We start from the raw sequence: 26985 nt of genomic DNA on the forward strand, positions 1-26985 counted from the left end.
GCCCCGGGGACCGGAACGGCCGGGGATCGGGGCGCACGGCCGGGGGCCGCCCGTCCCCCGACCGTTCCCGCCCGCCGACCTCTCGTCGACCCTCCGCCGACTACTTGCCGCGACCCTTGTTCTCCCCGCCGCCGTCGGAGTCCGAGGAGAGCGCCGCGATGAACGCCTCCTGCGGGACCTCCACCCGGCCGACGACCTTCATCCGCTTCTTGCCCTCCTTCTGCTTCTCCAGCAGCTTCCGCTTGCGGGAGATGTCACCGCCGTAGCACTTGGAGAGCACGTCCTTGCGGATGGCGCGCACCGTCTCACGCGCGATGACCCGCGCCCCCACGGCCGCCTGGATCGGGACCTCGAACTGCTGCCGGGGAATCAACTCCCGCAGCTTGGAGGCCATCCTCACGCCGTACGCGTAGGCCTTGTCCCGGTGCACGATCGCCGAGAAGGCGTCCACCTTGTCGCCGTGCAGCAGGATGTCGACCTTCACCAGGTCGGCGGCCTGGTCCCCGATGGTCTCGTAGTCCAGGGAGGCGTACCCGCGGGTCTTGGACTTCAGGGCATCGAAGAAGTCGAAGACGATCTCGGCCAGCGGCAGGGTGTACCGCAGCTCGACGCGCTCCTCGGAGAGGTAGTCCATGCCCTGCAGGGCACCGCGCCGGTTCTGGCACAACTCCATGATCGCGCCGATGAACTCGCTGGGCGCGATCAGCGTGGCCCGTACCACCGGCTCCCGGACCTCGGCGATCTTGCCGGTCGGGTACTCGCTGGGGTTGGTGACCACGTGCTCGGTGTGGTCCTCCATCGTCACCGTGTAGACCACGTTGGGTGCGGTGGCGATCAGGTCGAGGCCGAACTCCCGCTCCAGACGCTCCCGGATGACCTCCAGGTGCAGCAGCCCCAGGAAGCCCACCCGGAAACCGAAGCCCAGCGCGGCCGAGGTCTCCGGCTCGTAGACCAGCGCGGCATCGTTGAGCTGGAGTTTGTCCAGGGCGTCGCGCAGGTCCGGGTAGTCCGAGCCGTCCAGCGGGTACAGGCCGGAGAAGACCATCGGCTTGGGGTCCTTGTACCCGCCCAGCGCCTCGGTGGCCCCCTTGTGCTGGTGGGTGACGGTGTCGCCCACCTTGGACTGCCGCACGTCCTTCACACCGGTGATGAGGTAGCCCACCTCGCCCACCGACAGGCCGTCCGCGACGGTCATCTCCGGGGAGCTGACGCCGATCTCCAGCAGCTCGTGGACGGCGCCGGTGGACATCATCCGGATCCGGTCGCGGTGGCCCAGCCGACCGTCGACCATCTTCACGTAGGTCACCACGCCCCGGTAGGCGTCGTAGACCGAGTCGAAGATCATCGCGCGGGCCGGGGCGTCGGCGTCACCGACGGGACGCGGCACCCGACGCACCACCTCGTCCAGCAGCTCCCCCACGCCCTCGCCGGTCTTCGCCGAGACCCGCAACACCTCCTCCGGCTCGCAGCCGATCAGGTGCGCCAGCTCACCGGCGAACTTCTCCGGCTGCGCGGCCGGCAGGTCGATCTTGTTGAGGACCGGGATGATGGTGAGGTCGTTCTCCATCGCCAGGTACAGGTTGGCCAGCGTCTGCGCCTCGATGCCCTGGGCCGCGTCGACCAGCAGGACGCACCCCTCGCAGGCGGCCAGCGAACGGGACACCTCGTAGGTGAAGTCCACGTGACCGGGGGTGTCGATCATGTTCAGGATGTACGCGGCGTCCTCGTACCCCCACGGCATCCGCACGGCCTGCGACTTGATGGTGATGCCGCGTTCCCGTTCGATGTCCATCCGGTCCAGGTACTGGGCGCGCATCTGCCGGTTGTCCACCACCCCGGTGAGCTGGAGCATCCGGTCGGCGAGGGTCGACTTGCCGTGGTCGATGTGCGCGATGATGCAGAAGTTGCGGATGACGGCCGGATCGGTGCGGCTCGGCTCCGGAGCGTTCGAAAGGGTCGTCGCGGGCACGCGGGGTCCTGTCGGGTGGAGGTCTGGGAATCTGCGGCCGGGAGGGTCCGGTGGGCCGGGGCCCGGCGGTTCCCGGGATGATAGGGGTTCTCCCCCAATGCTCCCATGACGGCGCGGGACACCCGCACCCCACCGTCGTGCCCGTCGCGCCCGGGGCCCGACACCCGTTCCCGACCCGCTTTCCGGCGGCTTCCGGCGGTGCTCCACCGGCGGGTCCCGGGTGGATCGCACGCCGGCTCGCCCCGGAGACCGCCGCGCCACCGATCGACCCCGACCACCGATTGGGACCGGGGCTCGGCCCGCTGGTAGAGTCGACTGCCGTGCCTCTTCCCCCGCGCGCGTCGGCATCGACCCGCGGACGGGACCCGGCACCACTCGCGCACCACCATCCGTATCGGAAACAGTCCGTATCGGAAAACCCGAACCCGAGAAGGCTCATTTCGTGGCGAACATCAAGTCCCAGATCAAGCGCATCAAGACCAACGAGAAGTCCCGGCAGCGCAACAAGGCCGTCAAGTCCGAGCTGAAGACCGCGATCCGTCGCGCCCGCGAGGCCGTGGCCGCCGGTGACGCCGCGCAGGCCGACGCCGCCACCCGCACCGCCTCCCGCAAGCTGGACAAGGCCGTCAGCAAGGGTGTGCTGCACCCCAACAACGCCGCCAACAAGAAGTCGGCGCTGGCCAAGAAGCTCGGGGCGCTGAACGCCTGACCTCTCGCGGGTGACGGTTCCCGTCCGGTCCGGAGTCGGGCCGGATGAATCGGTACCCGCACGGGGAACGCGCACTCCTCCGAGTCGACCCCGTTCCGGAACCGGCGGCCCCTCTCTCCGCCCCGGACGGTGGCGGACCCCGCACACGTCCGACGTTCGCCACGTGCGTGCGTGCGGCGCCCGCCCCGGTGAACTCGAGACCGCCTCCGGCGAGTCGAGCACCGGGTTTCCCGATCGAGTGACGTTTCCCCCGGACCCGGCCCCCAACGGGAGGCCGGGTCCGGCGTTTCCGGTCCCGTCCGGGGTTCGGGAACGCCGCCCCTCCCGCTTCCCCGCTTCCGGGCGCACGGGGGCACGCCGTTCCCGGTGTCATCCCGCTTTCCCCCGCGGATCCCCCGCCTCCCCGGCCGTCGGGGGTTCGTCGCGTTGTGCCGTGCCGGTCGATGCGGGTCGATGCCGTGTCGGTCGGTGCGGTTGACCGCGAGGGGTCCGAAGCGGAACGGCCGCCGGCTACAGTGAGCGGATGACGCTCTTCCGCAGCCGGGACACCCCTGACGACGGCGAGGGCCGGGATGGACGGGTCGACGGGCCCGAGCGGCCCCGGGGAGCCGGCGGGCGGCGCGAGCGGGCTTCGGACCGGTCCGCCGCGCACGGAGCGGTCTCCGGGGTGATCGGTGAGCCCGAACTGTGGGGCGCCGCGCGACCGCCGGGGGTGAACACACCCGGCCGGGTGACCGCCGACCCGGGGCCCGGACGGTTCGTCCCCGGGCACCGTGACACGGCCCCGGCCGGGGTGAGCGGTGGGGTGGGCGCCGTCGACCGCTCCGGCGAACACCGTTTCGGACCGGACGGTCGACACGGGGACGGGGGACCGGACAGGAATCGTGGCGGGGGTACCGGCGAGGGCGACGGCGCGGAGGCCGAGGAGCGTGCCCGGGAGAGGCCCACCGGTGGGTGGCGGGCCGACCGGTGGCGGGCCGACAGCCCCTCGGGAACGCGTCTGCGCGCCGGCTTGGTGGGAGCGCTGATCGCCTCTCTGACCTGGGGGGTCGTACTCACCGCCCGGGATGTGCCGGTGATCGCCACCCCGGGGCCGCATCACCACCATCCGGAATTGTGTTCGACCTTGGACTTCTCCCCCTTCGAGGAGGCTTTCGGGGTCCCGGCCTACCAGCCGCAATCCATGGCGCTGGAACGGGACAGTTGGGACATGGCCCGCTGCACGGTCTACCTGGAGCACGGCTTCGACGGGGACGAGGGCGAGGCGATGGCGGAGGTGCACCGCCAGTTGATGCTGACCGTCGAGACCGTCCTGCACCACCGGCACGACCCGGCCGAGGGTTTCGCGACCCGGGCCGAGTTCCGAGGTCTCGACCAGATGATCGACGACCCCGTCTACACGGTGGAGGAACGCCCGGGGGTGGGGGACGAGGCGTTGTTGGTCGTCGACGCCACCTCGCGTCCCTCGGGGCCGGTCTGGGGCACCATGAGCGTGCGCGAGGCGCGCATGGAGCTGCGGATGAGTTGGCAGTACTGGCCCTCCCCCGGCTCCGAGGCACTCCCGGAACTCCCCGAACTGCTCGACGAGGCGGCCCTCGCGGCGCTGGAGGCGCTGCGGAAGCCCGCGCCCGCGCCCGCACCGGAGTGAGGGCCCCGGCGCGGTGCAACGCGACACCCTCCCCGGTCCCGAAGCCCTCGACGACGACCCTCCCGGGGCGGCTCTCCCGACGCCCGCCGGCCCCCGCCGGGTGTCAGCGTGAACGGGCCGCCCGGGCGATGGTGACCACGGCGCGCTCCAACGCGTAGGCCGGGTCCTCGCCGCCCCCCTTGACGGCGGCATCCGCATCCGCCACGGCCCGCAGCGCGGTGGAGACGCCGGCGGCGGACCACCCCCGTAGTTGACGACGCACCCGATCGATCTTCCAGGGAGGCATTCCCAGCTCCTTGGCCAGGTCCGCCGAGCGCATCCCGGAGGGCGCGGAGGTCAACTTGCCGATGGACCGCACCCCTTGGGCGAGCGCGCTGGTCAGCAGGACCGGCGCCACCCCCGTGGACAGGGACCAGCGCAGCGCCTCCAACGCCTCCGCCGCCCGCCCCTCGACCGCGCAGTCGGCGACGGCGAAGCTCGACGCCTCGGCCCGGCCGGTGTAGTACCGCGCGACGACGGCCTCGTCGATCGTGCCCTCGATGTCGGCGACCAGTTGCGCGCAGGCGGAGGCCAACTCCCGCAGGTCGCTGCCGAGGGCATCGACCAGCGCCTGGCAGGCCGCAGGTGACGCGCTGCGCCCGGCCCGGCGGAACTCGTCGCGGACGAAGGCCAACCGGTCGGCGGGTTTGGTCAACTTCTGGCAGGCGACCTCTCGCGCGCCCGCCTTCCGTGCCGCGTCCAGGAGCCCTTTGCCCCGGGCACCGCCGGCGTGCACCAGGACCAGGGTGATCTCCTCGGCGGGCGAGGCCAGATAGGACTTGATGTCCTTGATCACGTCGACGCCCAGGTCCTGAGCCTGTCGGATGACCACCACCTTGCGCTCGGCGAAGAGCGAGGGGCTGGTCAACTCGTCGAGGGTGCCCGGCGAGAGGTCACCGGGGTTCAACTCGCGCACGTCGGTGTCCGGGTCACCGGCCCGGGCGGCGGCGATCACCTCCCGCACCGCGCGGTCGAGCAGCAACCCCTCCTGGCCCACGGCCACGGTCAGGGGGGCGTCCGGCCCGGAACGCCCACCCGCGCCCGCCGCACCCCGCCCCGCCGCCTTCGCACCCGTCTTCTCCACCATCGCGGCCCAGCATCCCACGTCCAGCCGACAACCGACCGCAGGTGCCGTCCCGGGGATCGGCGATACTGCGGGGGTGAGGACCGATCGAAGCGAGGACACCGCCCCGCGGGGGCACCGGGAGGCACCCGGTACCGACCGCCCCTCCCCCTACATCCTGGTGCTGCCCGACCGGGAGGCGGCCGAGGAACTCGCGGCGGAGTTGACGGGGCTGCTCGACCCCCCGCCCGCCGAGGAGCCGCGACCGGTGCGGGAGGCCCTGGCCGGTGACGACGACGCCGAGGACGCCCAGTGGCTGATCGTCCTGGAGGACCCGGATGGTCGTTACGACCCCGGGGTGCTGCGGGAGATCGCCGAGTCGCGGGAGGGGTGGCTGGAGGAGGGGTGATCCCCGCCTCCGACCCCGGCGGCGGGCCGTTCACCGCCCCGGGGCCCGGATCGGTGGGGGGATCCTCCTCTCCCGGTTCCGCCGCGGTGTCCTCCTCCGAGGCCTTCGGCGGCCGGTGGGACACCGCCCGGGGCTCGTCCCCCTCCCCGACACCCGGCAGGATCGCCACCCCTCCGTGGAGGTCGGTGCGCAGCACCGTCGCGCCCCCCGCCTCCAGTTCGGCGACCAGTTCCGGGGCGGGATGACCGTAGGGGTTGCCCACCCCGCAGCTGATCAACGCCGTGCGGGGGGCGAGGCGTTCGAGCAGCGGCGCGTGCTGGTGCGCCGATCCGTGGTGCGGCACCTTCAGCACGTCCACCGCCGGCAGATCGGGGTGCTCGGCCAGCAGGGCCCGTTGCGCCGGGGGTTCCACGTCCCCGGGCAACAGCACCGTCATCCCGGCGGTGCGGAGCAGCAGCGTGACGCTGGAGTCGTTGGAACCGTGGCCCCGGAAGTCCTCCGGTGGCCAGAGGACCTCCCATTCCAGGTCGGGGCCCACCGAGCGACGCTCACCGGGACGGGAGGTCACCACCGGCGCTCCCGCCTCCCGCGTCACCCGGTCCACGAACTCCGCCTGCCCCGGGGTGTCCCGCACCGGTGAGACCTGCACCGTCCCGACCGACCGGCCGCGCAGTACGCCCGGAAGCCCCGCCACGTGGTCGGCGTGGAAATGGGTGAGGACGATCAGCGGCACCCGTCGCACCCCCAATCCGCGCAGGCAGCCGTCGATCGCGGCCGGATCGGGACCCGCGTCCACGACAACGGCGGTGCCGGGTCCGGCGGCGAGCACCGTGGCGTCCCCCTGACCGACGTCACAGGCGACCAACCGCCATCCCCCCGGCGGCCAGCCGGTGAGACCGCGCAGCAGGGGGTCGATACCCGCCGGGCGCAGAACCACGGCCAGGAAGAGCAGCACCAGGCAACAGGCGACCACCGGCCGGCCACGCGGCCGCCGGGGAACCCCGCGGAGAAGGGCGACCAGGGCGAGGGTGACCGTTCCCAGCAGCAGCGCTCCCCACCAGCCTCCCGGCCACCCGATCCCCGCTCCGGGCAGCGAGGAGCCGACCACCGCCACCCCGGCGATCCACTCGGTGGGCCAGGAGGCCCACCGGGCGAGATGGGCTGCCGGCCCGGGCAGGAACGGGGCCAGTGCCAGTACGGCCCACCCCAGGACCAGAGCGGGCGTGAAGGCGGGCTGCGCGAGGATGTTGCACGGGATCGCCACCGGGCTGATCCGCTCGGTGAACACCACGACGATCGGTGCGCACACCGCCTGGGCCGCGGCGGCGGAGGCCAGCGCGTCGGCCGGTCCGGCCCGCATCCCCCGCCGCCGCAGCGTCGCGCTCCAGCGTGGCGCGATGGTCAGCAGGGAGGCCGTGGCGGCCACCGAGAGCAGGAATCCGAAGGAGCCGGCCAGACCGGGAGTGTGGAGGACGAGCAGCAGGACGGCCGCGGCCAGGGCCGGCAGCAGGGATCGGGTTCGGCCGGTGGCCAGCGCGACCATGGCGATCCCACCGCAGACCGCGGCCCGCAGGACACTCGGGCCGGGGCGGCACAGCACCACGAAGAAGACCACCAGACAGCTCCCGAGCAGGGCGGTGGTGCGCAACGACAGTCCCAGTCGGGCCGCCAGGCCACCGCGTTCGGCCAGGGCCGCCCTGCCGGGGGAACCGAGCAGCACCCCCAGGAGGACGCCGAGGTGGGCGCCGCTGACGACGACGAGGTGCGACATGTCCACCGCCCGGACGGCGTCCAGGAGATCGGGCGGAAGGCCGGTGGTGTCCCCGATGACCAGGGCCGGCAGGAGCCCGCGCGAGGCCTCCGGCAGGTCGGCGACGGCCTCCACGAGACCCGCGCGCAGTCGGCCCGCCACGCGTTGCGCGAGGGGTGGCCCCCGGATGACCTCCGGGGCGTGTCCGCCCCGCACCCGAAGGATCGCCGTGGGTCCGTCGGGGCGGTCCCCCTTCGGCACGGCGGGGCGGGCGGTCAGGGAGACGGTGGTCCCGGGCAGCAGCCCCACCCATCCGGGATGCGCGTCCTCGATCACCAGCAGGACGGGGGTGCGGGTCGCCGTCGTCCCGGCACCGGTACCGGGGGCGTCGGTGGAGACCCGGCGCGCGGTACCCGTCACCAGCAGGGGGCGGGCACCGCCGAAGGACGGTGCGCGGGCCGGTTTCGGGTCCCCGGTGATCTCGACCTCGGCGAACACCGGGACGCCCTCCCGGGCCGCCCCGGGTAGAGGGCCGGCCCGGGCCGCCGAGGCGTGCAGGACCGCCACCGTGCCGCCGGTCGCGGCGCACATCAGCACCACGGCACAGATCACCGGGGTCCGGGGCCGCGCGCCGGTCGGACCGGAGGGTCGGGAACGACGGCGCGACCGCAGGGCCGCGGCGGTGAGGATCGCTCCCCCCACCGCGCACAGGGCGAGGAGAGGGAGCAGGAGGGGGCGGGGCGTCAGGGGAGCGAGGACCGCTCCCGCCCAGCAGGCGGCGGCCGGGGGAACGAGCCTGAGGTCGACGGGACCCTCGTCGCGCGGGTGGGAATCGCCCAGGCGTCCCGCCTCGATGTGACGGGGGTGGCGGGCGTGGTGGGACCCGTCGGGCGGACGGTGGGAGGTGCCTGTCGGGTGGACCGGTGGCCTCCCGGTTCGGGCTGTGGAGGTCACGGGATCACCACCAGTTCCCGGATGTCCTCCAACCGCCGCTGTCCGATGCCGGAGACGTCCAGCAGTTGTTCGATCGAGGCGAAGGGACCGTGGCGTTCCCGGTGGGCGACGATGTTGCCGGCGAGTACCGGGCCCACTCCGGGGAGTTCGCGCAGCCGGTCGGCGTCCGCGAGGTTGAGCAGGATGCGGCCGTCGGGTGCCACTCCCGGCGCGGAGTGGTGGGGAACACCGGGACCGACTCCCCCGGAGGGAGCGGGCTCGTCGGGGAGCCCGGCCGTGCCCACCAGGATGTGCTCGCCGTCGGTGATCGGCCGCGCCCGGTTCAGGACCCCCGGGTCGGCGTCGGGCAGAAGCCCGCCCGCCGCCTCGATGGCGTCCCCGACCCTGGAGCCGGGTGGGAGTGTCTGCAAGCCGGGACGCCGGACGTCCCCGGCCACATCGACCACCAGGGGGAGCCCCGCCTCCGGTGGGCCGTTCCCCTCGGACGGGTCGGTTCCGGCGACGGTGCCGTCCGGGGCTCCCGGGGAGGCCGCGACGACCGGCACCGGGCGGGGCCGCGAGGAGGACCAGTGGTGCACCGCGAAACCGACCGCCACCACGAGGAGGACGGTCAGTGCGAGAAGGGTTCGCGGTTCCATCCCGCACCGCGACCGCAGGCGGGTGAGCGCCTCGGCGAGGACGGGGCGTACGGGAGCGGCGGGGAGGGCCCCGGTCGGCTCTCCCGCCGTCGGAGCCGACGGATCGATCACCCCCGGTCGATCGGGCATACCGGGAGGACCGGGAGCACCCGAGGTGCCGGGAGGACCGGGGATGCCGGGGGCCCGGGGGACGCCGTTCCCCGATGTGTCGAGAAGATCGTGGGTGCCCGACGCGCCGGGCGAACCATGGGTACCCGGGGTACCGGGAAGACCCGGGACACCCGACGCGGCGGGTGGACGGGGGGACGCCCCGGGACCGGTGGCGGCCGAAGGGGCGTCGCCGGTCGTCGGGGGCTCATCGGGAGTCCCGGTCGCGGGCCACGCCGGGGCGCGGCGCTCGTCGGGGGCGACCGGCTTCCACCACTCCCCCGGGGCCGGGTCCCGGTCGGTTCGGTACCCGTCGGCGTCCGCGGGGTGGCGGACCGTGCCCCGGGGGGAAACGAGCGCCGCCGGATCGGGGACCGGCGAACCCTCCGGTGGCGCGGGGACCGGGAGGCCGGGGGGTTCCGTTCCGTCGATCGGTACGGGAACGGTGGGGCGGGGTTCCCCCTTCCGACCGGAACCCACGGACCCCGGAACCGGGGCTTCCGCGGGTCGGACGAGGACCCGCGGAAGTCCCGGGTCAAGGTGGTCGCCGGTGCCCGCCCGACGCCGACGGCCGGTGCCCCGGGGTGGCCCGGCGCCGAATTCGTCGGCGGGACCGACCGCGGGTTCGTCGGCGACCGTGCCGTCGTGGAATCCGTGTCTCATGGGCGGGGACCCTAGGCAACCACCCGGATCCCCCGCCGGGGACGGTGTTTTTCTGTGGATGACACCCCGCTTGTGGACAACTCGCTCACCCGATCGGATGAAGGAGCCGCCGACGTGCGCGGTAACGGCCCTTCCGGAACGTCATAAGGGGTGAGGGCGCTCGCTCCCGGCACGCATGCCGGACGGCCCGGGCCGGCGCCCCTCCCGCCCGGTGACCGCCCGGGCGGCGCGGTCGGGGAGGCGACATGAGCACGAGAGCGACGACGGCGACGACGGCGCGGGGTTCTGCGGGGCCCCCGGCGGCCCCGGGCAGGTCGACCGGCGGCGGGGCGCGGAGCGGAGGGGCGCGTCCCCCGGATCAGCGCGGGGCGACGACGGCGCCCAGCAGTCCGGGGCCGGTGTGCGCGCCGAGCACCGCGCCCACCTCGCTGATGTGCGGCGGCGCGGACGCGTTCAGGCGCTCCCGCAGCCGGGTCCCCAGTTGTTCGGCGCGTTCGCCGGCCGCGAGGTGGTGGATCGCGATGTCCACGGGGCGGTCGCCGGCGTGTTCCACCACCAGTTCCTCCAGCCGGGCCACCGCCCGGTTGGTCGTCCGCACCCGATCCAGCATCTCGATCCGCCCGTCCGCCAGCTCCAGGATCGGCTTGACCGCCAGGGCGGAGCCCAGCAGGGCGCGGGCGGCGCCGATGCGCCCACCGCGTCGCAGGTGTTCCAGGGTGTCCACGCAGAACAGCGCCCGGGTGGAGGCGGTGCGCTCGAGGGCCGCCGCCTCGGCCTCCTCGGCGGTGCCGCCCGCCCCGGCGACGGCCGCGGCGGCGAGGACGGCGAAGCCCAGTCCCATGGCGACCATGCGGGTGTCCACGACCCGCACGGGGACGGGGGCTTCCCGGGCGGCCAACAGGGCGGCGTCCCGGGTCCCGGAGATCTCGGCCGACAGGTGCAGGGAGACGATCTCCCGGGCACCCGCCTCGGCGAGTTCGTCATAGGTGGCCGCGAAGGTCTCCGGGTTGGGGCGCGAGGTGGTGACCGAGCCGTGTCGGCCCAGGGCCCGCTCGAGCCGACGGGCCGCTTCCGGGGTGCCGTCCTCCAACGCGCGGCCCTCGATGACCACGGTCAGCGGCACCTCGGTGATCTCGTGACGTCCGAGTTCCGCCCGGGGCAGGTAGGCGGTGGAATCGGTGACGACGGCCAGGGCTCGGGAGGCGGATCTCCGGGACATGGCTCGGAGAATACGACAGGCCCCGTCAGTGTGCGTCGCGTGGTCGGTTCCGGTCGGTCAGCCGCCGGTACCCGGCAGTGGGCGGCAGCTTCTCCTCCGCCGGCCCCGGGGCCGGCCGGACCGGATCCCAGTGGCGCAGGGCCCCGGACTCGATCTCGATCTGACGGTGCAGCCCGTCGATCTCGTCGGCGTCGTGATGGTGCACCCGGTCCAGGGCCGCGTTGCGCAGCGAGTCGGCCGAGCTCCGGATGCGTCCGGCGCGTTCCCGAAGCTCGGGCAGGCGTTCGGCCACCCTCGCGCGGTTCGGCTCGTGGTCCATCAGCACCCCCATCTCCCGATCCAGGGCACCGGCGTGCTCACCGAGTCGCTCCACCAGGGCCAGGGCCTCGGCCAGGGCCGGGTCGTCGGAGGATCCGGACTCGAGCACCTTGCGGGTGTGGTCCAGGGACATCCGCATCTCCCGGCGGACGCGTGCCAATTCGCCGATCGGGCCGGGCTGGGCCCCGCGGGCGCGAAGGCCGGCGTCCGAGAAGGAGCGGCGGGCCTCGCGGACCCCCCGGTCGATGTGGCGCTTGGCGGCCCGGGCCCCGCGCACCACGAGTGCCACGAACACCAGGAAGGCCAGAAGTCCCAGTGCGAGCACGGTGAGCAGGATATCCATGAGCCGCTCCGTCTCTCTCGGCGTTGCGCCGTCGGTGGACGACGGGCGGTCGGCGCCCGTCCCCTCCCCAGGGTAGAGGGCCGGGGGCCCGGACGGCACTCCTCCGCCCCCCGGAAGGCCCCCGGCCCGCCCCCTAGGGGACGGACCGGGGTGCCGAGGAGCGCGCGGGGCCGCCCCGGGGACCGTTTCAGGCGGGCACGATGTTGACCAGCTTCGGCGCCCGGACGATCACCTTGCGGATCCCCGCGTCCCCGAGGGCACCGCGAACCACCGGGTGCGCCAGTGCGATGCTCTCCAGCTCCGTCTCGGCGATGTCGGGCGCGACCTCCAGCCGTGCCTTGACCTTGCCCCGGATCTGGATCACACAGGTGATCGTCTCGTCCACCACATAGGCGGGGTCGGCGAGCGGGTAGGGCCGGTGGACCACCGAGTCGGTGTGGCCCAGCCGGCTCCACAACTCCTCCGCGATGTGCGGGGCCAGCGGGGCGATCAGCAGGACCAGCGTCTCCGCGACCTCCCGGTGCACCCGGGGCTGCTTGGTGACGTGGTTGTTCAGCTCGGTGATCTTGGCGATCGCCGTGTTGAACCGCAGGGCGTCCAGGTCGCGGCCGACGCCGTCGATGGCCTTGTGCATCGCCCGCAGGGTTGCCTCGTCCGGCTGCTCGTCGACCACCACCGACTCACCGGTGGTCTCGTCCACCACGTTCCGCCACAGGCGCTGCAGCAGACGGAACTGACCGACCACGGCACGTGTGTCCCACGGTCGGGAGACGTCCAGCGGCCCCATGGCCATCTCGTACAGCCGCAGGGTGTCCGCGCCGTACTCGGCGCAGATCTCGTCGGGGGTGACCGCGTTCCTCAGTGACTTGCCCATCTTGCCCAGTTCGCGCCCGACGGGCTCGTCACCGTGGTACCAGCGGCCGTCGCGCTCCTCGACCTCGCCGGCGGGCACCGGGAAGCCGCGGGAGTCCCGGTAGACGTGCGCCTGGATCATGCCCTGGTTGAACAGCCGGTGGAAGGGCTCGGCGGAGGAGATGTGTCCCAGGTCGTACAGGACCTTGGACCAGAAGCGGGCGTACAGCAGGTGCAGCACGGCGTGCTCGGCCCCGCCGACGTACAGGTCCACGCCGCCCAGCGGCATCCCGTCGCGCGGGCCCATCCAGTACCGCTCGACCCCGGGGTCGACCAGGCGGTCGGTGTTCCGGGGATCCAGGTAGCGCAGTTCGTACCAGCAGGAGCCCGCCCAGTTGGGCATGGTGTTGGTCTCCCGCCGGTAGCGGCGCGGCCCGTCGCCCAGGTCCAGCTCGACCTCCACCCACTCCCGGTTCCGTGACAGCGGCGTCTCGGGCCGGGTGTCCGCGTCCTCGGGGTCGAAGGTGCGGGGGCTGTAGTCGTCGATCTCCGGCAGTTCCAGCGGCAGCATCGACTCGGGCAGGGCATGGGCGATCCCGTCCTCGTCGTAGACGATGGGGAAGGGCTCCCCCCAGTACCGCTGCCGGCTGAACAGCCAGTCGCGCAGACGGTAGTTGATGGTGCCCTCGCCGACGCCCCCGCGCTCCAGCCAGGCCGTCATCCGCTTCTTGGCGGCCGGCACGTCCAGACCGTCCAGGATGATGTCGGGGCCGGCGGAGTCGATGATCTCGGCCTCGTGGGAGACGAAGGCGTCGTCCCACCCGGCGGGGTCGGTGCCCCGACCGTCGGTGGGCCGGACCACACAGCGCATCGGCAGGTCGAAGGCGCGGGCGAAGGCGAAGTCGCGGGAGTCGTGGGCGGGAACGGCCATGATGGCGCCGGTTCCGTAGCCCATCAGCACGTAGTCGGCGATGAAGATCGGTACCCGCTCACCGTTGGCGGGGTTGACCGCGAAGGCGCCGGTGAAGACACCGGTCTTCTCCCGGGCGTCGGCCTGCCGCTCGACGTCGGACTTGGCGGCGGTCCGCTTGCGGTAGGCGGCGACGGCCTCACGGGGATCGGCCCGGCCGCCGGTCCAGGCCGGTCGGGTGCCCTCGGGCCATGCCTCGGGGACGACGGCGTCGACCAGGTGGTGTTCGGGCGCCAGGACCATGTAGGTGGCACCGAACAGGGTGTCCTGACGGGTGGTGAAGACCGCGACGGCGTGCTCGGCTCCGCCGTTGCCCTCGGCGCCCTCGGCCGCCGGGACGGTGAAGTCGATCCGGGCGCCCTCGGAGCGGCCGATCCAGTTGCGCTGCTGCAGCTTGATGGCCTCGGGCCAGTCCAACGGCTCCAGGTCGTCCAGCAGGCGGTCGGCGTAGGCGGTGATCCGCATGTTCCACTGCCGCAGACGGGACTTGAAGACTGGGAAGTTGCCGCGCTCGGAACGGCCGTCGGCGGTGACCTCCTCGTTGGCCAGCACGGTGCCCAGTCCGGGGCACCAGTTGACCGGGGCCTCGGAGGCGTAGGCCAGCCGGTAACCACTCAGGACGTCCGCGCGTTCGGCGGTCGTCAGATCGGACCAGGCGCGACCGTCGGGCCGGGCACGCGCTCCGGACTCGAACTCGGCGACCAGTTCGGCGATCGGGCGTGCCCGGCCGACCCGCTCGTCGTACCAGGAGTTGAAGATCTGCAGGAAGATCCACTGGGTCCAGCGGTAGTAGTCCGGTTCGATGGTCGACACCGAGCGCCGGGTGTCGTGCCCCAGTCCCAGCCGGCGCAGCTGGATCCGCATGTTGCCGATGTTCTCCTCGGTGGAGACCCTCGGATGGGTGCCGGTCTGGACGGCGTACTGCTCGGCGGGCAGGCCGAAGGCGTCGAATCCCAGGGTGTGCAGGACGTTGTGGCCGGTCATCCGCAGCCGACGGGCGTAGACATCGGTGGCGATGTACCCCAGCGGGTGGCCGACGTGCAGCCCCGCTCCCGAGGGATAGGGGAACATGTCCATGATGAACTTCTTGGGCAGTTCCGCGCGCCCCGAGCCGTCCGCCAGCGCGCCCGAGGGGTTGGGGGCCTCGTAGGTGCCCTCCCGCTCCCAGTTTTCCTGCCAGCGTGCCTCGATGTCGGCCGCCAGCGCGGCTCCGTACTTGAACGTCTCGGTCATGGTCCCTCGAGCTCCGTCGAAATCGTTTCTGCCGCTGCCCCGAACGCGAAAAAGCCCCTCGCACAGGAGGGGCGGCCGCGCTGATCCCGCCCCGGCGGAGGGCGGCTTTCCTTCAGCGCGGCCCGATAAGCAGCAGGCGTACGGCACGCATGAGCACAGCGTACCGCACCGGGTACAACGCAGAACGGGCCGCCCGACATCCGGACGGCCCGCTGTGGGCTGTGGAGCTAAGGAGAATTGAACTCCTGACCTCTTGCATGCCATGCAAGCGCTCTACCAACTGAGCTATAGCCCCGTGATGGACGACTCGCGTCCGGGAGCCACCGCGCGAAACCCGTGGAGCTAAGGAGAATTGAACTCCTGACCTCTTGCATGCCATGCAAGCGCTCTACCAACTGAGCTATAGCCCCGGATGTGTTTCCTGCGGTTTCCCGCGGCGGCGACGCCCACTGTACACGGCCCCCGGGGTGTGATGCCAAATCACCGAGACCCCGCCCCGGCCCGGCCGGGAACCCGTCCGGACCGGGGTCCCGGAGCGAGCCCGGAACCCGCGTCCCGGTGGGTCGGACGGCCATCGGGCCGGGGACGGCGCTCCCGAACGCGGGTCGAAAGGCCTCCCCGAAGGCGAAGGGCGCGAGGGACGCGAAGGGGGACGGGAGTGCGGTGACACCGGAGAGGAAAGCCCGCTCGACACCGCCGCGCGCCGGCCCCGCGCCCCGACCGACGGCGCGGCACCGGGGGAACGGGCACCGGGGGAACGGGCGACAGCCGGCCGGTCGGCACACGGAGTTCCGGAAGCCCTGCCGGCACGGTCACCGGTCCGACGGCCTCACGGGGAACGACCGGGCGGGACGACCCGGGACGACCCATCGGGCGTCCAGCGCTCCACGGCGACCCGGGCCCGGTTCCGGACGGCTATTCCGGGCAGCGGTTCCGGGCAGCGGCTCAGGCTCCGGCGAAGGTGTAGAAGCGCTTCAGGGTGCAGTGCTCGTCGAGGAGCCGGCCGTAGATCGGCTCACCCTCCAGTTCCCGATACACCTCGATCGGGTCGCCCTTTATGACCAGCGCCCGGGCGCATTCCACGCACCAGTACTGGTAGGAGGGGTTGACAGGCTCGAGGTCGCGCACGATGGGGGTGGCCCCGCCGCACCAGTCGCACTTCCTGCTGTGTGCTCCCATGACGCGATCAACTCCAGCCTCGGCCGCAGGCCATGCGCACGTGGAAATCCTCCGTGGTCGCCGGGAGTTCCGCACCGGGTCGCCCGCCCCGGCGGGCACGATTCTGCCACGGGGAACGGTTCGCGATAAGCGAACGATCCCGTCTCCCCCGAAGGGAGACGGGATCGATACCTCGTGTGCACGATCGCACACCCGCGGCGCACGCCCGGTGCGCCGGGGCGTCGGACGACGTGCCCCCGGCGGTCCGGGCTCCGGCTCAGGTGTCGTCGCCGATCACCGGCAGCGGCAGGCTGCCGGCATTGTGCTCCAAGAGGCGCCAGCCCCGGGCCCCGGGCCCGAGTACCGACCAGCAGCAGTTGGACAGCCCGCCCAGCGCCTCCCAACTGGAGGGCTCCAGCCCGATGAGGCGGCCGATGGTGGTGCGGATGGTCCCGCCGTGGCTGACCACGATCAGGGTCCCGTTCTCCGGCAACTTCTCCGCGTTGCGCTCCACGCAGGGCGCCGCGCGGTCGGCGACCTCGGACTCCAGTTTGCCCCCGCCCCGGCGCACCGGCTCCCCGCGCTTCCACGCCGCGTACTCGTCACCGTGACGGGCCTGGATGTCCTCGTGGGTCAGCCCCTGCCACGTCCCGGCGTAGGTCTCCCGCAGCGCCTCGTCCCGCCGGACCTCCAGGCCGGTGAGGGCGGCCAGTTCGGCGGCGGTGGCGGCGGCCCGGCTCAGGTCCGAGGAGACGATGGCGTCCGGACGCAGCCGGGCGAGCATCTCGGCGGCGCGCCGGGCCTGGGCCAGGCCCTCGTCGGTGAGCGGGATGTCGGTGGTGCCCTGGAAACGGTGCTCGAGGTTCCAGGAGGTCTGTCCGTGGCGCCACAGGACGATCCGGCGGCGCGGCGGCGGGGTGCTCACGCCGAACCCTCCCCGCCGTCCTCGGCGCCGCGTCCGCGGGTGGCCACCGCGTCCGGCGGCAGCTCCAGCTGCGGGCAGTCCTTCCACAGTCGCTCGAGGGCGTAGAAGACGCGCTCCTCGGAGTGCTGGACGTGCACGACGATGTCCACGTAGTCCAGCAGCACCCAGCGTCCCTCGCGCTCCCCCTCGCGGCGCACGGGCTTGATGTCCAGCTTCTCGTGCAGTTCCTCCTCCACGGCGTCCACGATCGCCCGGACCTGACGGTCGTTGGGGGCGGAGGCCAGCAGGAACGCGTCGGTGATGGCCAGGACGTCACTCACGTCGTACGCGATGATGTCGTGCGCGAGCTTGTCGGCCGCGGCCTGGGCGGCGACCGTGATCAGCTCCGTGGCGCGGTCGGTGGCGGTCACGACAGGGGGTTCTCCCTCGATCGGCGGATATCCGTCCCAGGGTCTCACGTCCCGGGGCGCCCCGGCCGCCGGGCCGGGTCGCCCCGGAACGGAGCCGCGTGCCCGTTCCTACTCCGCGGCGGGGTCGAGATCCGCGCCGACCAGGGCCACGATGTCCGCGTTGCCGGGGACGTCCCCCTCCACGGCGGCCTCGTCGGGGAGCCCCAGGGTGCGGGCCACCTCGATGGCGGTCTGCCGGAAGGACTCGGACCGGTAGCGGACCTCGCTCTCCGGGAGCTCCTCCTCGGCCGCCCTGGTCTCCACCACGGTGAATCCGCCGTTGACCAGCAGCACCCGAGCCGATTCACCGGCCGCGCCGCCCTCGCTACCGTCCCGGACGGCGACACGCGGCAGTTGGACGCCCTCGGCCTCGTTCACGGTGCCGCCGAGGACCGCCGCCACGACGTTCTCCGCCGTCTCGTCGTCGATCGTCCCGTCCTCCCGGACCCTGAGCGGCACCATGGCGTGCGCGTTCGAGGAGGCCGTCCCGGCCAACCGGGCGAGGTGTGCTCCCAGCTCGTTCTCCGACAGTGAGGGGTCGGGGACCTGGGCCAGGTTCTCCACCACCCGGGTGGCGGCGTCCTCGGTGTCGGGCATCTTGCTCCAGACCGCCGACATCACCTGCCCGAAGCGTTCCAACTGGGCGCTCTGGGGTTCGTCGTCGGCGCGGTGGACCGCGTAGGCGACGGCCTGACCACCGGTGAGCGAGGTGCCCTCCCCCTCGGCGACGACCTCCTCGCCGTCCTCGTCGGTGACGGCGGTGTCGGTGTCCACCGCGATGCCGCCGACGAGGTCCACGAGGTTCTCCAGGTAAGGGGTGTCCAGCCGCCAGGTCCCCCTGATGTCGGCACCCAGCAGGGTGCCCACGGCTTCGCGGACCGACGCCGCGCCCTCCTCCGTGACGGCCTGCCCCAGGGTGGTGGTGCCGCCGTCGGGGGTGACCACGAGTTCGTTGGGCAGCAGGAGGGTGGTCCCCTGCCGCGTGGTGCGGTTGGCCACCAGCAGGGCCGTGGAGGTGGTGTCCCCGTTGGTCTCGCGCAGGTGCACGATGATCACGTCACGGTTCTCCACGCCCGGCGCGGCCTCCTCCTCGGTCTCCCCCTCTCCCATGAAGGGCAGCCGGTCGCCGACCCACAGCCAGCCGATACCGCCCAGCAGGACCAGGGCCACGGCGATCGCCAGCAGTCGTATCCGTCCGACGGCCCGCCGCTTGGCCTCTTCCCGCCGTTCGGTCCGGCTCTCGCTGAACTCGAGCCAGTCGATGACGTCCTCGCTGCTCTCCTCCTTCTCCTCGACGAAGGCGAACTGCTCGGTGTGGTACTCGCGGGGCTCGCCGGAGGCGTCGTCCGTCCCGGACCGGTCGCCGTTCCCGTCGGACGTTCCGGCGCCGGTCCCGGCGGGGTCCCGGAGGTCGTCGGGGCCGTCGCCGGCGGTGGTGGCGCCGTATCCCCGGTCCGTCTCCCGGTCGTCGTATCCGCCGGCGCCGTCGGCGTACCCGCTCCCGTAACCCCCGGCGTCGTAACCGCCGCCGTCCTCCGGCCGGCGCGGCCCGGGGACGGTGGGCCCCTCGGGATGCACGGCGGTGCGCGAGGAGACACCGGGATCCCCGGCCGTGCCCGCCGCGTCCCACCCGCCGGCGTCGTGACCGTACCCGTCCCAGCCGCCGGACCCGCCGGAGTTCCACCCGCCGTCGGAACCCGCGGACCAGCCGTCGGCCCCGGTGTTCCCGGACCATTCGGCGGTGCCGTACCCGTGGACGGTCCCGGGGTCGTCCGTCCGACCGTGGTCCGCGTCGTAACCCTCGCCCTGCCCCCCGCCATGGCCCTGGTCGTAGCCCCGGGCGGCGTTCCCGGCCGACGCGGGGTCACCCCCGTACCCGTCCCACCCCCCGGGACCGCCGGTCGCCGGTTCGCCCGTGCCGTGACCGGTCCACGCCCCCTGGTCGGGCGGGATGTCCCAGACGGGGCGACCGTATTCGTCGTACCCCCGGAACTCCCGGTAGGGATCGTGTCGGTCGTTCACGAGTCCGCCCCCTTCGGGCCGCGGTCGGTCCTCGAGCCCTGCTCAGTGCTTCGATGCCGGTCGGTCACGGTAGAGCCTGCGCTTGTTGATGTAGCGCACCACACCGTCCGGCACCAGATACCAGACGGGCTCCCCCGCGGCCACCCGGGCCCGGCAGTCCGTGGAGGAGATGGCGAGCGCCGGAACCTCGATCAGCGACACCCCGCCGTCGGGCAGACCCGGGTCGGTCAATGGGTGGCCGGGGCGGGTGACTCCGATGAAGTGTGCCAGTGAGAACAGTTCCGCGGCGTCGCGCCAACCCAGGATCTGGGCGAGGGCGTCGGCGCCGGTTATGAAGAAGAGATCGGCGTCCGGGTTCTCCCGGCGCAGATCTCGCAGGGTGTCGATGGTGTAGGTGGTGCCCGGCCGGTCGATGTCGATCCGGCTCACCGAGAACTGCGGGTTGGACGCGGTCGCGATGACCGTCATCAGGTAGCGGTCCTCGGCGGGCGAGACCCGCTGGTGGGACTTCTGCCACGGCTTGCCGGTCGGCACGAAGACCACCTCGTCGAGGTGGAAGCGGGCGGCGACCTCGCTGGCGGCCACCAGGTGGCCGTGGTGGACGGGGTCGAAGGTACCGCCCATCACCCCGAGCCGCCGTTTACCCGGCACCCCGGCGTCCTCCGGGGGGCCGCCCGCCGCCCCCGGAACGGGGGCGGTGACGGGCACGCCGGGGTCGTCCCCGCGCCGGGGCGCGTCCCCGGCGCGGGGAGTGTCGTCTGCCATGTGGCGACCCTAACCGCTCGTCACGGGAACCCGTCCCGGAGGAAGCCCGGGAAGGTCCCGGGGAGATGGTGCGCGGTGGACCGGCCCCCGGAGGGGCTCAGCGGTCCCGGTTCAGGAGGGTGGTGACCCACAGCATCGCCAGTAGACCGGCGAGGACGAGCCCCCCGACCAGCCAGGGGTTCGTCGCCCCGTGCTCGGCGCCCTCCTCGGCGAGGGCGGTCAGGGCGGCGGTGGCACTGGAGAAGTACATGCGATGACCCATCCGGAAAGAGGCGTCGGAAACGTAGGCTCATGTTAAGCGGACCCGATGTCCGTTCCCTCTTGCCCCCACCGCCGAGCCCGGGGTGCAGTTGGAGGGGAGACCGGACGCCGGATCGCCGGCGCCCGTCGAACGGGGCTCGGAGGGGGCCGAATGACCGAGAGCACGAACTTTGGCAAGGACAACGAGGACGGCCGCAGGGGGGCCGGTCCCGGTGGCGGGTCGGGCGGTGACGGGTCGGGCACGGGGGTGCCGGGCCGTCGGCGGCGCCACTACCCCGGCATCTCCTCCCGGGCCTACGAACACCCCGCGGACCGCTCCGCGTTGGTCGCGCTGCGGAAGCTGACCGGCTTCGACACGGTCTTCAAGACCCTCAGCGGCATGTTGCCCGAGCGGAGCCTGCGCCTGTTGTTCCTGTCGGACTCGGTGCGGGTGAGCGAGCGGCAGTTCGCCGAACTGCACCACATGCTGCTGGACGCCTGCGCGATCCTGGACCTGGAACGGGTCCCCCCGATGTACGTCTCGCAGGACCCGCAGCCCAACGCCATGTGCATCGGCCTGGACCAGCCGATCATCGTGGTCACCACCGGGCTGGTGGACCTGCTGGACGAGGAGGAGATGCGCGCCGTCGTCGGCCACGAGGTCGGTCACGCGCTCTCCGGCCACGCCGTCTACCGGACGATCCTGCTCTTCCTGACCAGCATCGCGGTGCGGGTGGCGTGGATCCCGCTGGGCAATGTCGCGATCATGGCGATCGTCACCGCGCTGCGCGAGTGGTTCCGCAAGTCGGAGCTGTCCGCGGACCGCGCGGGCCTGCTGGTGGGCCAGGACCTGGACGCCTCGCTGCGCGGGCTGATGAAGCTCGCCGGCGGGCACAACCTGCACCGGATGAACATCGACGCGTTCCTGGAGCAGGCCGAGGAGTACGAGGCGGGCGGCGACCTGCGCGACTCCGTGCTGAAGATCCTCAACGTCCTGCCCCGCACGCACCCCTTCGCGGCCGTCCGCGCGGCCGAGCTGAAGAAGTGGTCGCTGACCCGGGACTACCAGCGGCTGTGCGACGGCCACTACCCGCGTCGGGACGAGGACGGCGGGACCCGGATCTCCGACTCCTTCCGGGAGTCGGCCGGTCACTACGCCCAGACCGTGCGCAACGGCCGCGACCCGCTGATGAAGCTGGTCAACGACGTGGCGACGGGCGCGGGCGATCTCGGCGGCAAGCTGCGGGACTTCGCCACCGGGTCCGGACGGCCCCGCCGCCCCGACCCGAACGGTTCCGCCGGATCCGGGAACGCCGACGGTCCCAACGGTTCGGGCGAACCGAACGGTTCCGGCGACCACCGCTGAGTCCGGCCCGGTTCCGGTTCCGGCTCCGGCTCCGGCTCCGGCTCCGGCTCCGCGACGACCGTCCCGCCCGGCGCGGGCCCGAGGCGCGTCGCGCGCCCGGGAGCGTCCGGTGACGGATCGGTGATCGGTCGGCCGGGCCCGCACCCCCGGCACGGGCCCCCGCGGTTCCCTGTCGATGCCTCCCTGATCCCCTGTGGAGCAACGCCTCCCGGGCGGCCCCGACCGGGCCCGTGCGACTCGTCCGGCTCCGCGCCGGCGACGTCCGCGACCGTCCGGGGTCACTCCCCGGCGGTGGGCGTCCCCCGCAGGGTGCCGCACACCACACCCTCGCCGGCCGACCGGTCCAGGACGGAGAACGGGTCCGTGCCGCCGAACCCCGATGGATCGTCCGGGTCCTCCCCGGCCCTGTCCCCGGCGCCGCCGTCCCCCGTGGGCCGCTCCCCGGCGAAGAGCGGGCGCAGCTCCCGGGAGGGGTCCACGGCGCAGTCGGCCGGCCCGGCGGCGACCTGTGAGCCCACCAGGACGACCCGGCGATCGCGCAGGTCCTGCTCGGTGAACTCCAGTCGCAACCGGCGCTGCACCAGGAACAGCGAGGCCGGCTCATCGGTGTCGGCGTCCGCCGGCCGCACCGCGTAGGCGGCGACGAGCGCCACGGAGACCTCCAGCGCGCGTCCGGCGCCGACCTCCCGCACGGTGAAATTCCCCCCGGTGCGCACCCGGGGATCGGCGAGCGCGACCACCGAGGGGTCGAACCGGATCAGCCACCCGGTGGCGACCGACCCCTCGTCGCCGCCGGCCAGACTGCGATCGAGTTGGCGCTGCTGTTCGGGCCGCAGCAGACCCCGGACGGGCAGCACGGTGGCGCCGGTCAGCACCTCGGGCGTGAGCGTGGCCGCCACCACGTACTCCTTGGCCAGGGCGAGTGCCTGCGCGACCTGCTCCCGACCGAACTCCTCGGTGCGGCGCGCCTCGGGCACCTCGAGGCCGGCGGCTCCGACGCCCAGGTCGGCCACCGGCCCCTCCCCGGTCACCTCCTCGACCGTGCCGCCGGGAACCTCCGAGCCGGGGACCAGGGGCACCACCACGGTCCAGGGCGGGGTGGTGTACTCGACGGTTCCCGTGTAGGGCGAGTGGGTGCCCAGCAGCACCGCGACGGCGAGGGCGGTCAGGACGATCAGGCCCAGCACGATGCCCTGCGCGGGCAGTCCGGAGCCCCAGCGGGACTCGGGGACGGGGGCGAAGCGGTTGCGGACCGGGGAGGTCTCCTCCTCCAACCGGTGTTGGGCGGAGAATTCCTCGATGCGGGCAGCCCGGACGAACGACTCGTCGAAGACGGTCGATCGCCACTCCTCGTCCTCCCCGGAGAATCCTGTGGGGGTTCCCTCCGGAGGTTCTGAACGCCCGGCCACTCCTCCAGCGTAGGACGGTGAGGGGCGAGGAGACAGTCCGCCCGGGAACGATTTCCGCGTCGGCCGACCGACTCCCGCCGACCGCGACGGCCGGACATCGGGTGTTCCCCGGTCCCGGCGGCGGCGTCCCCGGGGCCGGCACGGGCTCCGGGCGCCGACGGCGGGGGTTCCGGGGCTCTCCCCCGGAGGAACGGCCCGATCCGTTCACGGTGACGCTTCACCCCGCCGGTGGACGCCCCGAACACATGGCCCGGTCCCCTCCCGCCCCTCGCGGGTCGCCCCGGCGCCCGCCACGGCGCGGCGGCCCGCGAGGAGCGCGGCGGCGGGAGTGGACCGGTGTGGGCGCGGCGGCGGGAGTGGACCGACAGCGGTGAACGCTCGGCGGTGGACGGGAAGGGGACGCCCGCCACCGACGCGTCACCACCGCCCCCGGACCCGTGCCCATGCCCGTGTCCACCCCCGTGTCCCGGCCGGGTTCCCGGGGACGTGCCGCGCGGGATTCGGCCGAACCGGGCGGTTCAGCCCCCGCGCCCCCCGAAACCGCCCCGGTCGTACCCCGGCCCCGCCGCCCCGGCGGGCGCGCCCGTCCCGGAGATCGCCCCGTCCGGCAACTCGGCCGGGGGCGCCGGCTCACCGGCGGGCTCCCCCGTTCCGGCGTCCCGGTCGATCGAGACCAGGGCGAAGGCGATCACGCTGAGGCCCATCACCACCGCCAGCACACAGGCCACCGGCCGCTGCCAGCGCCCCGGCCACCGCATCGGGATCGCCGGCGGACGCACCGACCCCGCACCGGCGGCGGCGCCGGAGCCGGCGGACGCCCTCCGGCCACCGGCTCCGGCCACCCGGTGTCCGGGCGGGCGGCCGACGCCGTCGGGGCCGGGCCCCCCGGAGATTCCCGGAACCCCTCGAAGCCCGGCGCCGGCGTCCGGGAAGAAGCCGTGTCCCAGGCCGTACCCGTAGCCGTAGGTGTGGCCGAAACCGGGGTCGGGAAAGGCCGGGCCGGGGTCCGCCGGGTCGACGAAGGGGTGGTCGTAGACGAGCGGGTCGCCGTCGGGGAAGGGCTCCGCACGCTCACGGGCCGCCTCGCGCTCCGCGCGCTCCAGGGCGGCTTCCAGCGATCGCTCGGCGGCGCTGGGCTCGTGCACCCGCGCCGCCGCGACGAACGCCTCGTCGAGCACCAGGGCGTCGAACGCCTCGTCGGCCGCCCCGTGGTCTCCGCTGTCGGGCCCCTCACCGTCCGGGAACGGTGGGCCCGTCGGGTCCTCCGGCACGCCCCCAGCCTAGGACGATCGGGGACCGAACGGGAAGTCCCGCCCGAATTCACCCCCGGATGTGCCCCTCTCCGGTGACCACGTACTTGGTCGAGGTCAGCTCCGGCAGGCCCATGGGGCCGCGCGCGTGGAGCTTCTGGGTGGAGATGCCGATCTCGGCGCCGAAACCGAATTGACCCCCATCGGTGAATCGCGTCGAGGCGTTGACGATCACCGCCGTGGAGTCCACCCGGGAGACGAACCGCCGCACCGCCGCGGTGTCGCGCGAGATGATCGACTCGGTGTGCCCGGAGGACCAACGCCGGATGTGCGCCACGGCGGCGTCCAGGTCGGACACCACACCGGCGGCGATGTCCAGGGAGAGGTACTCGGTGCCCCAGTCCTCCTCGGTGACCGGCACCACCTCGACCCCGGTGGAGGCCCCGGCCTTGGCCCAGGTCTCGTCGCCGTGCACGGTCACCCCCGCGTCCCGGAGCGCGGCGAGGGCGAGCGGCAGGAAGCGGTCGGCGATGCCGGCGTGCACCAGCACCGTCTCCGCCGCGTTGCACACGCTCGGGCGCTGGGCCTTGGAGTTCACCAGCAACTCGACCGCCATGGCGAGGTCCGCGCCCTCGTCCACGTACACGTGGCAGTTGCCGACGCCGGTCTCGATCACCGGGACGACCGACTCGCGGACCACCGTGTTGATCAGGGAGGCGCCGCCGCGCGGGATGAGGACGTCCACCAGACCGCGGGCCCGCATCAGTTCCCGGGCCGACTCCCGGCCCTCACCGGGCACCAGCTGCACCGCGTCGGCCGGCAGACCGGCGCCGGCCACCGCGTCCCGCAGGACCTCCACCAGCGCGGTGTTGGAGGCGTAGGCGGAGGAGGAGCCGCGCAACAGCACGGCGTTGCCGGACTTCAGGCAGAGCGCGGCGGCGTCCACGGTGACGTTCGGACGGGCCTCGTAGATGATGCCGACCACGCCCAGCGGCACCCGCACCTGCCGCAGCTCCAGCCCGTTGGGCAGTGTGGAGCCGCGCACCACCTCGCCCACCGGGTCGGGCAGCGCGACGACGTCCCGCACGTCGGCGGCGATCGCCGCGACCCGCTCGGGGGTGAGGGTCAGCCGGTCGATGATGCCCTCGGGGGTGCCGGCCTCCCGGGCGCGGGCGATGTCCCGGGCGTTGGCCTCGGTGATCTCCGCCGTCCGGGCCTCCAGGGCGTCCGCCACGGCCAGCAGCGCGCCGTCCCGCGCGGTGCGGGGCAGCGGGGCCAGCTCGGCGGCGGCCTCGCGGGCCCGGCGGGCGACCGCGAGCACCGGGGAATCCTCCGGGGTTCCGGCGGCCGGGGTGGGGTTTTCGGTGGACGCTGCGGCCTCGGGGGCGGTACGGCTCATGGCCGCCAAGGGTACCGGGAGCGGCCCCGGTGAACGGTGGTTCGTCCGCATCCCGGGCAGGGGTCCCGAGCGGTTCGCGGGGCCGCCCCGGGCGGCCCCGCCTTCGCTTCCCGAAGGCGGGCCGGGGGTTTCGGCGAACAGTTCCCCGTCCGATTCACCCTTTCGGCGGAACGCGGGGGAACGCCGGGGAACGCCGCGCGGTCCGACGGGCGGGGCCTTTGGACCGGCCGCCGGGTCCCGCCCCGGGCGTTCCCACGACCGGCGCAGGGGGCGGCCGGCAGGGCGCGCCACGGTGCCGAACCGGGACCGCGCGGGCTCCGGGACCAACGGTCCGACCGCGCCACCACGTCCCCGCCGTCGGGACGGCCCGACGGCGGACGGCGGGAAGGACTCACCGGCACCGCGCGCCCGACCGGTGACCGGGTCACCGCCGACCCGCGTCCCGGGCCGGCGCCACACCCCGCCGCCAACCACACCGACCGGCGGCGGGTCGCCTCAGAAGGGGTGCACGCCCACCGGCACCGCCGGCGGCGGGCCGTACCCCTCGGCGATCCGCTGGTGGTAGACGTCCCGACCGATCACCTCCAGGCCGACGATCTCCCAGGGTGGCAGCCCCGCCGTGCGGCGGTGCTCGCCCCACAGGCGCAGCGCCACGGCGGCGGCGTCCCGCAGATCACGCGCCTGTTCCCAGTAGCGGATCTCGGCGTGGTCCTCCGCGTACCGGCTGGTCAGCAGGAACGGGTGGTCGTGCGCCAACTGTTCCAGGGCGCGCCGCACCTCCCCCACCGGGGCGGGTGTGCCGGAGACGCTGAGCGTCACGTGCCACAGCCGGCCCTCCTCGGCGTCCCCCGGGTCGGCCCGCTCCTCCTCGGGACGGTCCGTCCGCCCCTCCTCGACGCTGGCCAGTCGTCTCACCGGCGGCCTCCTGACATGGTGCTGGTGCACTGGTGTGCTGCCTTCGTCTCTTTCACGCGCCCCACCCGCTCCTCCCCGCCGGCACCCGCGTGTCCCACGACCGCCGGGGCGCGGAAAACCGCTCGCGCGCCGGTTCGTGCGCGACGGGCGCGGCGCTGCTCCC

At 73.6% G+C, this 26985-nt stretch carries 20 protein-coding genes, 2 tRNA genes and 1 pseudogene; 4 read left to right on the forward strand and 19 right to left on the reverse strand.

The genetic code is table 11. From position 1 onward, the window contains the following. Positions 1-100: 100 nt before the first annotated feature. On the reverse strand, positions 101-1969 hold the full coding sequence (gene lepA, locus LZF96_RS03030) for a translation elongation factor 4 (RefSeq protein WP_233865354.1): 1869 nt from the start codon (positions 1967-1969) through the stop codon (positions 101-103). Between the two features lie 442 nt (positions 1970-2411). Here lepA and rpsT point away from each other — a divergent pair, with 442 nt between their 5' ends. Both rpsT and LZF96_RS03040 read left to right on the forward strand, forming a co-directional pair. Beyond that, positions 2412-2678, forward strand: a complete 267-nt coding sequence (rpsT, locus tag LZF96_RS03035; protein WP_233865356.1) for a 30S ribosomal protein S20 — start codon at positions 2412-2414, stop codon at positions 2676-2678. A 523-nt stretch (positions 2679-3201) separates the two neighbouring features. Next, positions 3202-4326 (forward strand): hypothetical protein, encoded by a 1125-nt coding sequence (locus LZF96_RS03040; protein ID WP_233865358.1) that lies wholly within the window; start codon positions 3202-3204, stop codon positions 4324-4326. Positions 4327-4429: 103 nt separating this feature from the next. On the opposite strand, the gene holA is transcribed toward LZF96_RS03040, so the two are convergent. Beyond that, positions 4430-5452, reverse strand: a complete 1023-nt coding sequence (holA, locus tag LZF96_RS03045; protein WP_233865359.1) for a DNA polymerase III subunit delta — start codon at positions 5450-5452, stop codon at positions 4430-4432. Positions 5453-5609: 157 nt separating this feature from the next. On the opposite strand from holA, the gene LZF96_RS03050 reads away from it, so the two are divergent. After that, the gene (locus LZF96_RS03050; RefSeq protein WP_233865489.1) at positions 5610-5837 is read left to right on the forward strand and encodes a hypothetical protein; all 228 of its coding nucleotides are present in this window, start codon (positions 5610-5612) and stop codon (positions 5835-5837) included. A gap of 334 nt (positions 5838-6171) precedes the next feature. On the opposite strand, the pseudogene LZF96_RS03055 reads toward LZF96_RS03050, so the two are convergent. From LZF96_RS03055 to LZF96_RS03115, 13 genes and pseudogenes are all read right to left on the reverse strand, one after another. Further along, positions 6172-8178, reverse strand: a pseudogene (locus LZF96_RS03055) (ComEC/Rec2 family competence protein); the annotation flags it as partial. A 359-nt stretch (positions 8179-8537) separates the two neighbouring features. Then, complete coding sequence (locus LZF96_RS03060) at positions 8538-9290, reverse strand: ComEA family DNA-binding protein (protein WP_308294137.1); 753 nt, start codon at positions 9288-9290, stop codon at positions 8538-8540. Positions 9291-10347: 1057 nt separating this feature from the next. After that, on the reverse strand, positions 10348-11208 hold the full coding sequence (locus tag LZF96_RS03065; protein WP_233865361.1) for a DegV family protein: 861 nt from the start codon (positions 11206-11208) through the stop codon (positions 10348-10350). Positions 11209-11233: 25 nt separating this feature from the next. Further along, positions 11234-11869 carry a hypothetical protein gene (locus tag LZF96_RS03070; RefSeq protein ID WP_233865362.1) on the reverse strand — a complete coding sequence of 212 codons (636 nt, stop codon included), beginning with the start codon at positions 11867-11869 and terminating at the stop codon, positions 11234-11236. A gap of 187 nt (positions 11870-12056) precedes the next feature. After that, positions 12057-14924: a leucine--tRNA ligase gene (gene leuS / locus LZF96_RS03075; protein WP_233865363.1), complete on the reverse strand. Its 2868-nt coding sequence runs from the start codon at positions 14922-14924 to the stop codon at positions 12057-12059. A 222-nt stretch (positions 14925-15146) separates the two neighbouring features. Further along, positions 15147-15219 (reverse strand) — tRNA-Ala (locus LZF96_RS03080). A 42-nt stretch (positions 15220-15261) separates the two neighbouring features. Next, positions 15262-15334 (reverse strand) — tRNA-Ala (locus LZF96_RS03085). 535 nt (positions 15335-15869) lie between these two features. Next, positions 15870-16103, reverse strand: a complete 234-nt coding sequence (locus LZF96_RS03090) for a hypothetical protein (protein WP_233865364.1) — start codon at positions 16101-16103, stop codon at positions 15870-15872. 256 nt (positions 16104-16359) lie between these two features. Continuing rightward, entirely contained in the window at positions 16360-17007 is a 648-nt protein-coding gene (locus tag LZF96_RS03095) for a histidine phosphatase family protein (protein ID WP_233865365.1), read from the reverse strand. Further along, complete coding sequence (gene rsfS, locus LZF96_RS03100) at positions 17004-17417, reverse strand: ribosome silencing factor (RefSeq protein WP_233865369.1); 414 nt, start codon at positions 17415-17417, stop codon at positions 17004-17006. Before rsfS ends, LZF96_RS03095 begins: the two co-directional genes overlap by 4 nt. Before the next feature lie 108 nt (positions 17418-17525). Next, positions 17526-19478, reverse strand: a complete 1953-nt coding sequence (locus LZF96_RS26880) for an LCP family protein (protein ID WP_233865370.1) — start codon at positions 19476-19478, stop codon at positions 17526-17528. Between the two features lie 42 nt (positions 19479-19520). Further along, positions 19521-20243 (reverse strand): nicotinate-nucleotide adenylyltransferase, encoded by a 723-nt coding sequence (gene nadD / locus LZF96_RS03110; RefSeq protein WP_374203073.1) that lies wholly within the window; start codon positions 20241-20243, stop codon positions 19521-19523. Between the two features lie 97 nt (positions 20244-20340). Then, positions 20341-20505 (reverse strand): hypothetical protein, encoded by a 165-nt coding sequence (locus tag LZF96_RS03115; RefSeq protein WP_233865505.1) that lies wholly within the window; start codon positions 20503-20505, stop codon positions 20341-20343. Positions 20506-20655: 150 nt separating this feature from the next. Here LZF96_RS03115 and LZF96_RS03120 point away from each other — a divergent pair, with 150 nt between their 5' ends. Continuing rightward, the gene (locus tag LZF96_RS03120) at positions 20656-21849 is read left to right on the forward strand and encodes a M48 family metallopeptidase (protein WP_233865371.1); all 1194 of its coding nucleotides are present in this window, start codon (positions 20656-20658) and stop codon (positions 21847-21849) included. A 278-nt stretch (positions 21850-22127) separates the two neighbouring features. Here LZF96_RS03120 and LZF96_RS03125 read toward each other — a convergent pair whose 3' ends face one another. The 4 genes from LZF96_RS03125 to LZF96_RS03140 form a co-directional block, all read right to left on the reverse strand. Beyond that, positions 22128-23258, reverse strand: coding sequence for a hypothetical protein (locus tag LZF96_RS03125; RefSeq protein WP_233865372.1), 1131 nt, complete (start codon positions 23256-23258; stop codon positions 22128-22130). Between the two features lie 518 nt (positions 23259-23776). After that, complete coding sequence (locus LZF96_RS26390) at positions 23777-24529, reverse strand: hypothetical protein (RefSeq protein WP_267940383.1); 753 nt, start codon at positions 24527-24529, stop codon at positions 23777-23779. 49 nt (positions 24530-24578) lie between these two features. Further along, positions 24579-25829 (reverse strand): glutamate-5-semialdehyde dehydrogenase, encoded by a 1251-nt coding sequence (locus tag LZF96_RS03135; RefSeq protein ID WP_374203078.1) that lies wholly within the window; start codon positions 25827-25829, stop codon positions 24579-24581. Between the two features lie 573 nt (positions 25830-26402). Continuing rightward, the gene (locus tag LZF96_RS03140) at positions 26403-26852 is read right to left on the reverse strand and encodes a hypothetical protein (RefSeq protein ID WP_233865375.1); all 450 of its coding nucleotides are present in this window, start codon (positions 26850-26852) and stop codon (positions 26403-26405) included. Positions 26853-26985: the final 133 nt, after the last annotated feature.

Source organism: Streptomyces sp. ST2-7A, assembly GCF_021390475.1.
GTDB lineage: Bacteria > Actinomycetota > Actinomycetes > Streptomycetales > Streptomycetaceae > Streptomyces.

Coding starts and splice junctions, on each gene's coding strand:
- LZF96_RS03040 (WP_233865358.1), top strand. CDS start 3,202: ATGACGCTCTTCCGCAGCCGGGACACCCCTGACGACGGCGAGGGCCGG.
- holA (WP_233865359.1), bottom strand. CDS start 5,452: ATGGTGGAGAAGACGGGTGCGAAGGCGGCGGGGCGGGGTGCGGCGGGC.
- LZF96_RS03065 (WP_233865361.1), bottom strand. CDS start 11,208: ATGTCCCGGAGATCCGCCTCCCGAGCCCTGGCCGTCGTCACCGATTCC.
- LZF96_RS03070 (WP_233865362.1), bottom strand. CDS start 11,869: ATGGATATCCTGCTCACCGTGCTCGCACTGGGACTTCTGGCCTTCCTG.
- leuS (WP_233865363.1), bottom strand. CDS start 14,924: ATGACCGAGACGTTCAAGTACGGAGCCGCGCTGGCGGCCGACATCGAG.
- LZF96_RS03090 (WP_233865364.1), bottom strand. CDS start 16,103: ATGGGAGCACACAGCAGGAAGTGCGACTGGTGCGGCGGGGCCACCCCC.
- nadD (WP_374203073.1), bottom strand. CDS start 20,243: ATGGCAGACGACACTCCCCGCGCCGGGGACGCGCCCCGGCGCGGGGAC.
- LZF96_RS03115 (WP_233865505.1), bottom strand. CDS start 20,505: ATGGGTCATCGCATGTACTTCTCCAGTGCCACCGCCGCCCTGACCGCC.
- LZF96_RS03120 (WP_233865371.1), top strand. CDS start 20,656: ATGACCGAGAGCACGAACTTTGGCAAGGACAACGAGGACGGCCGCAGG.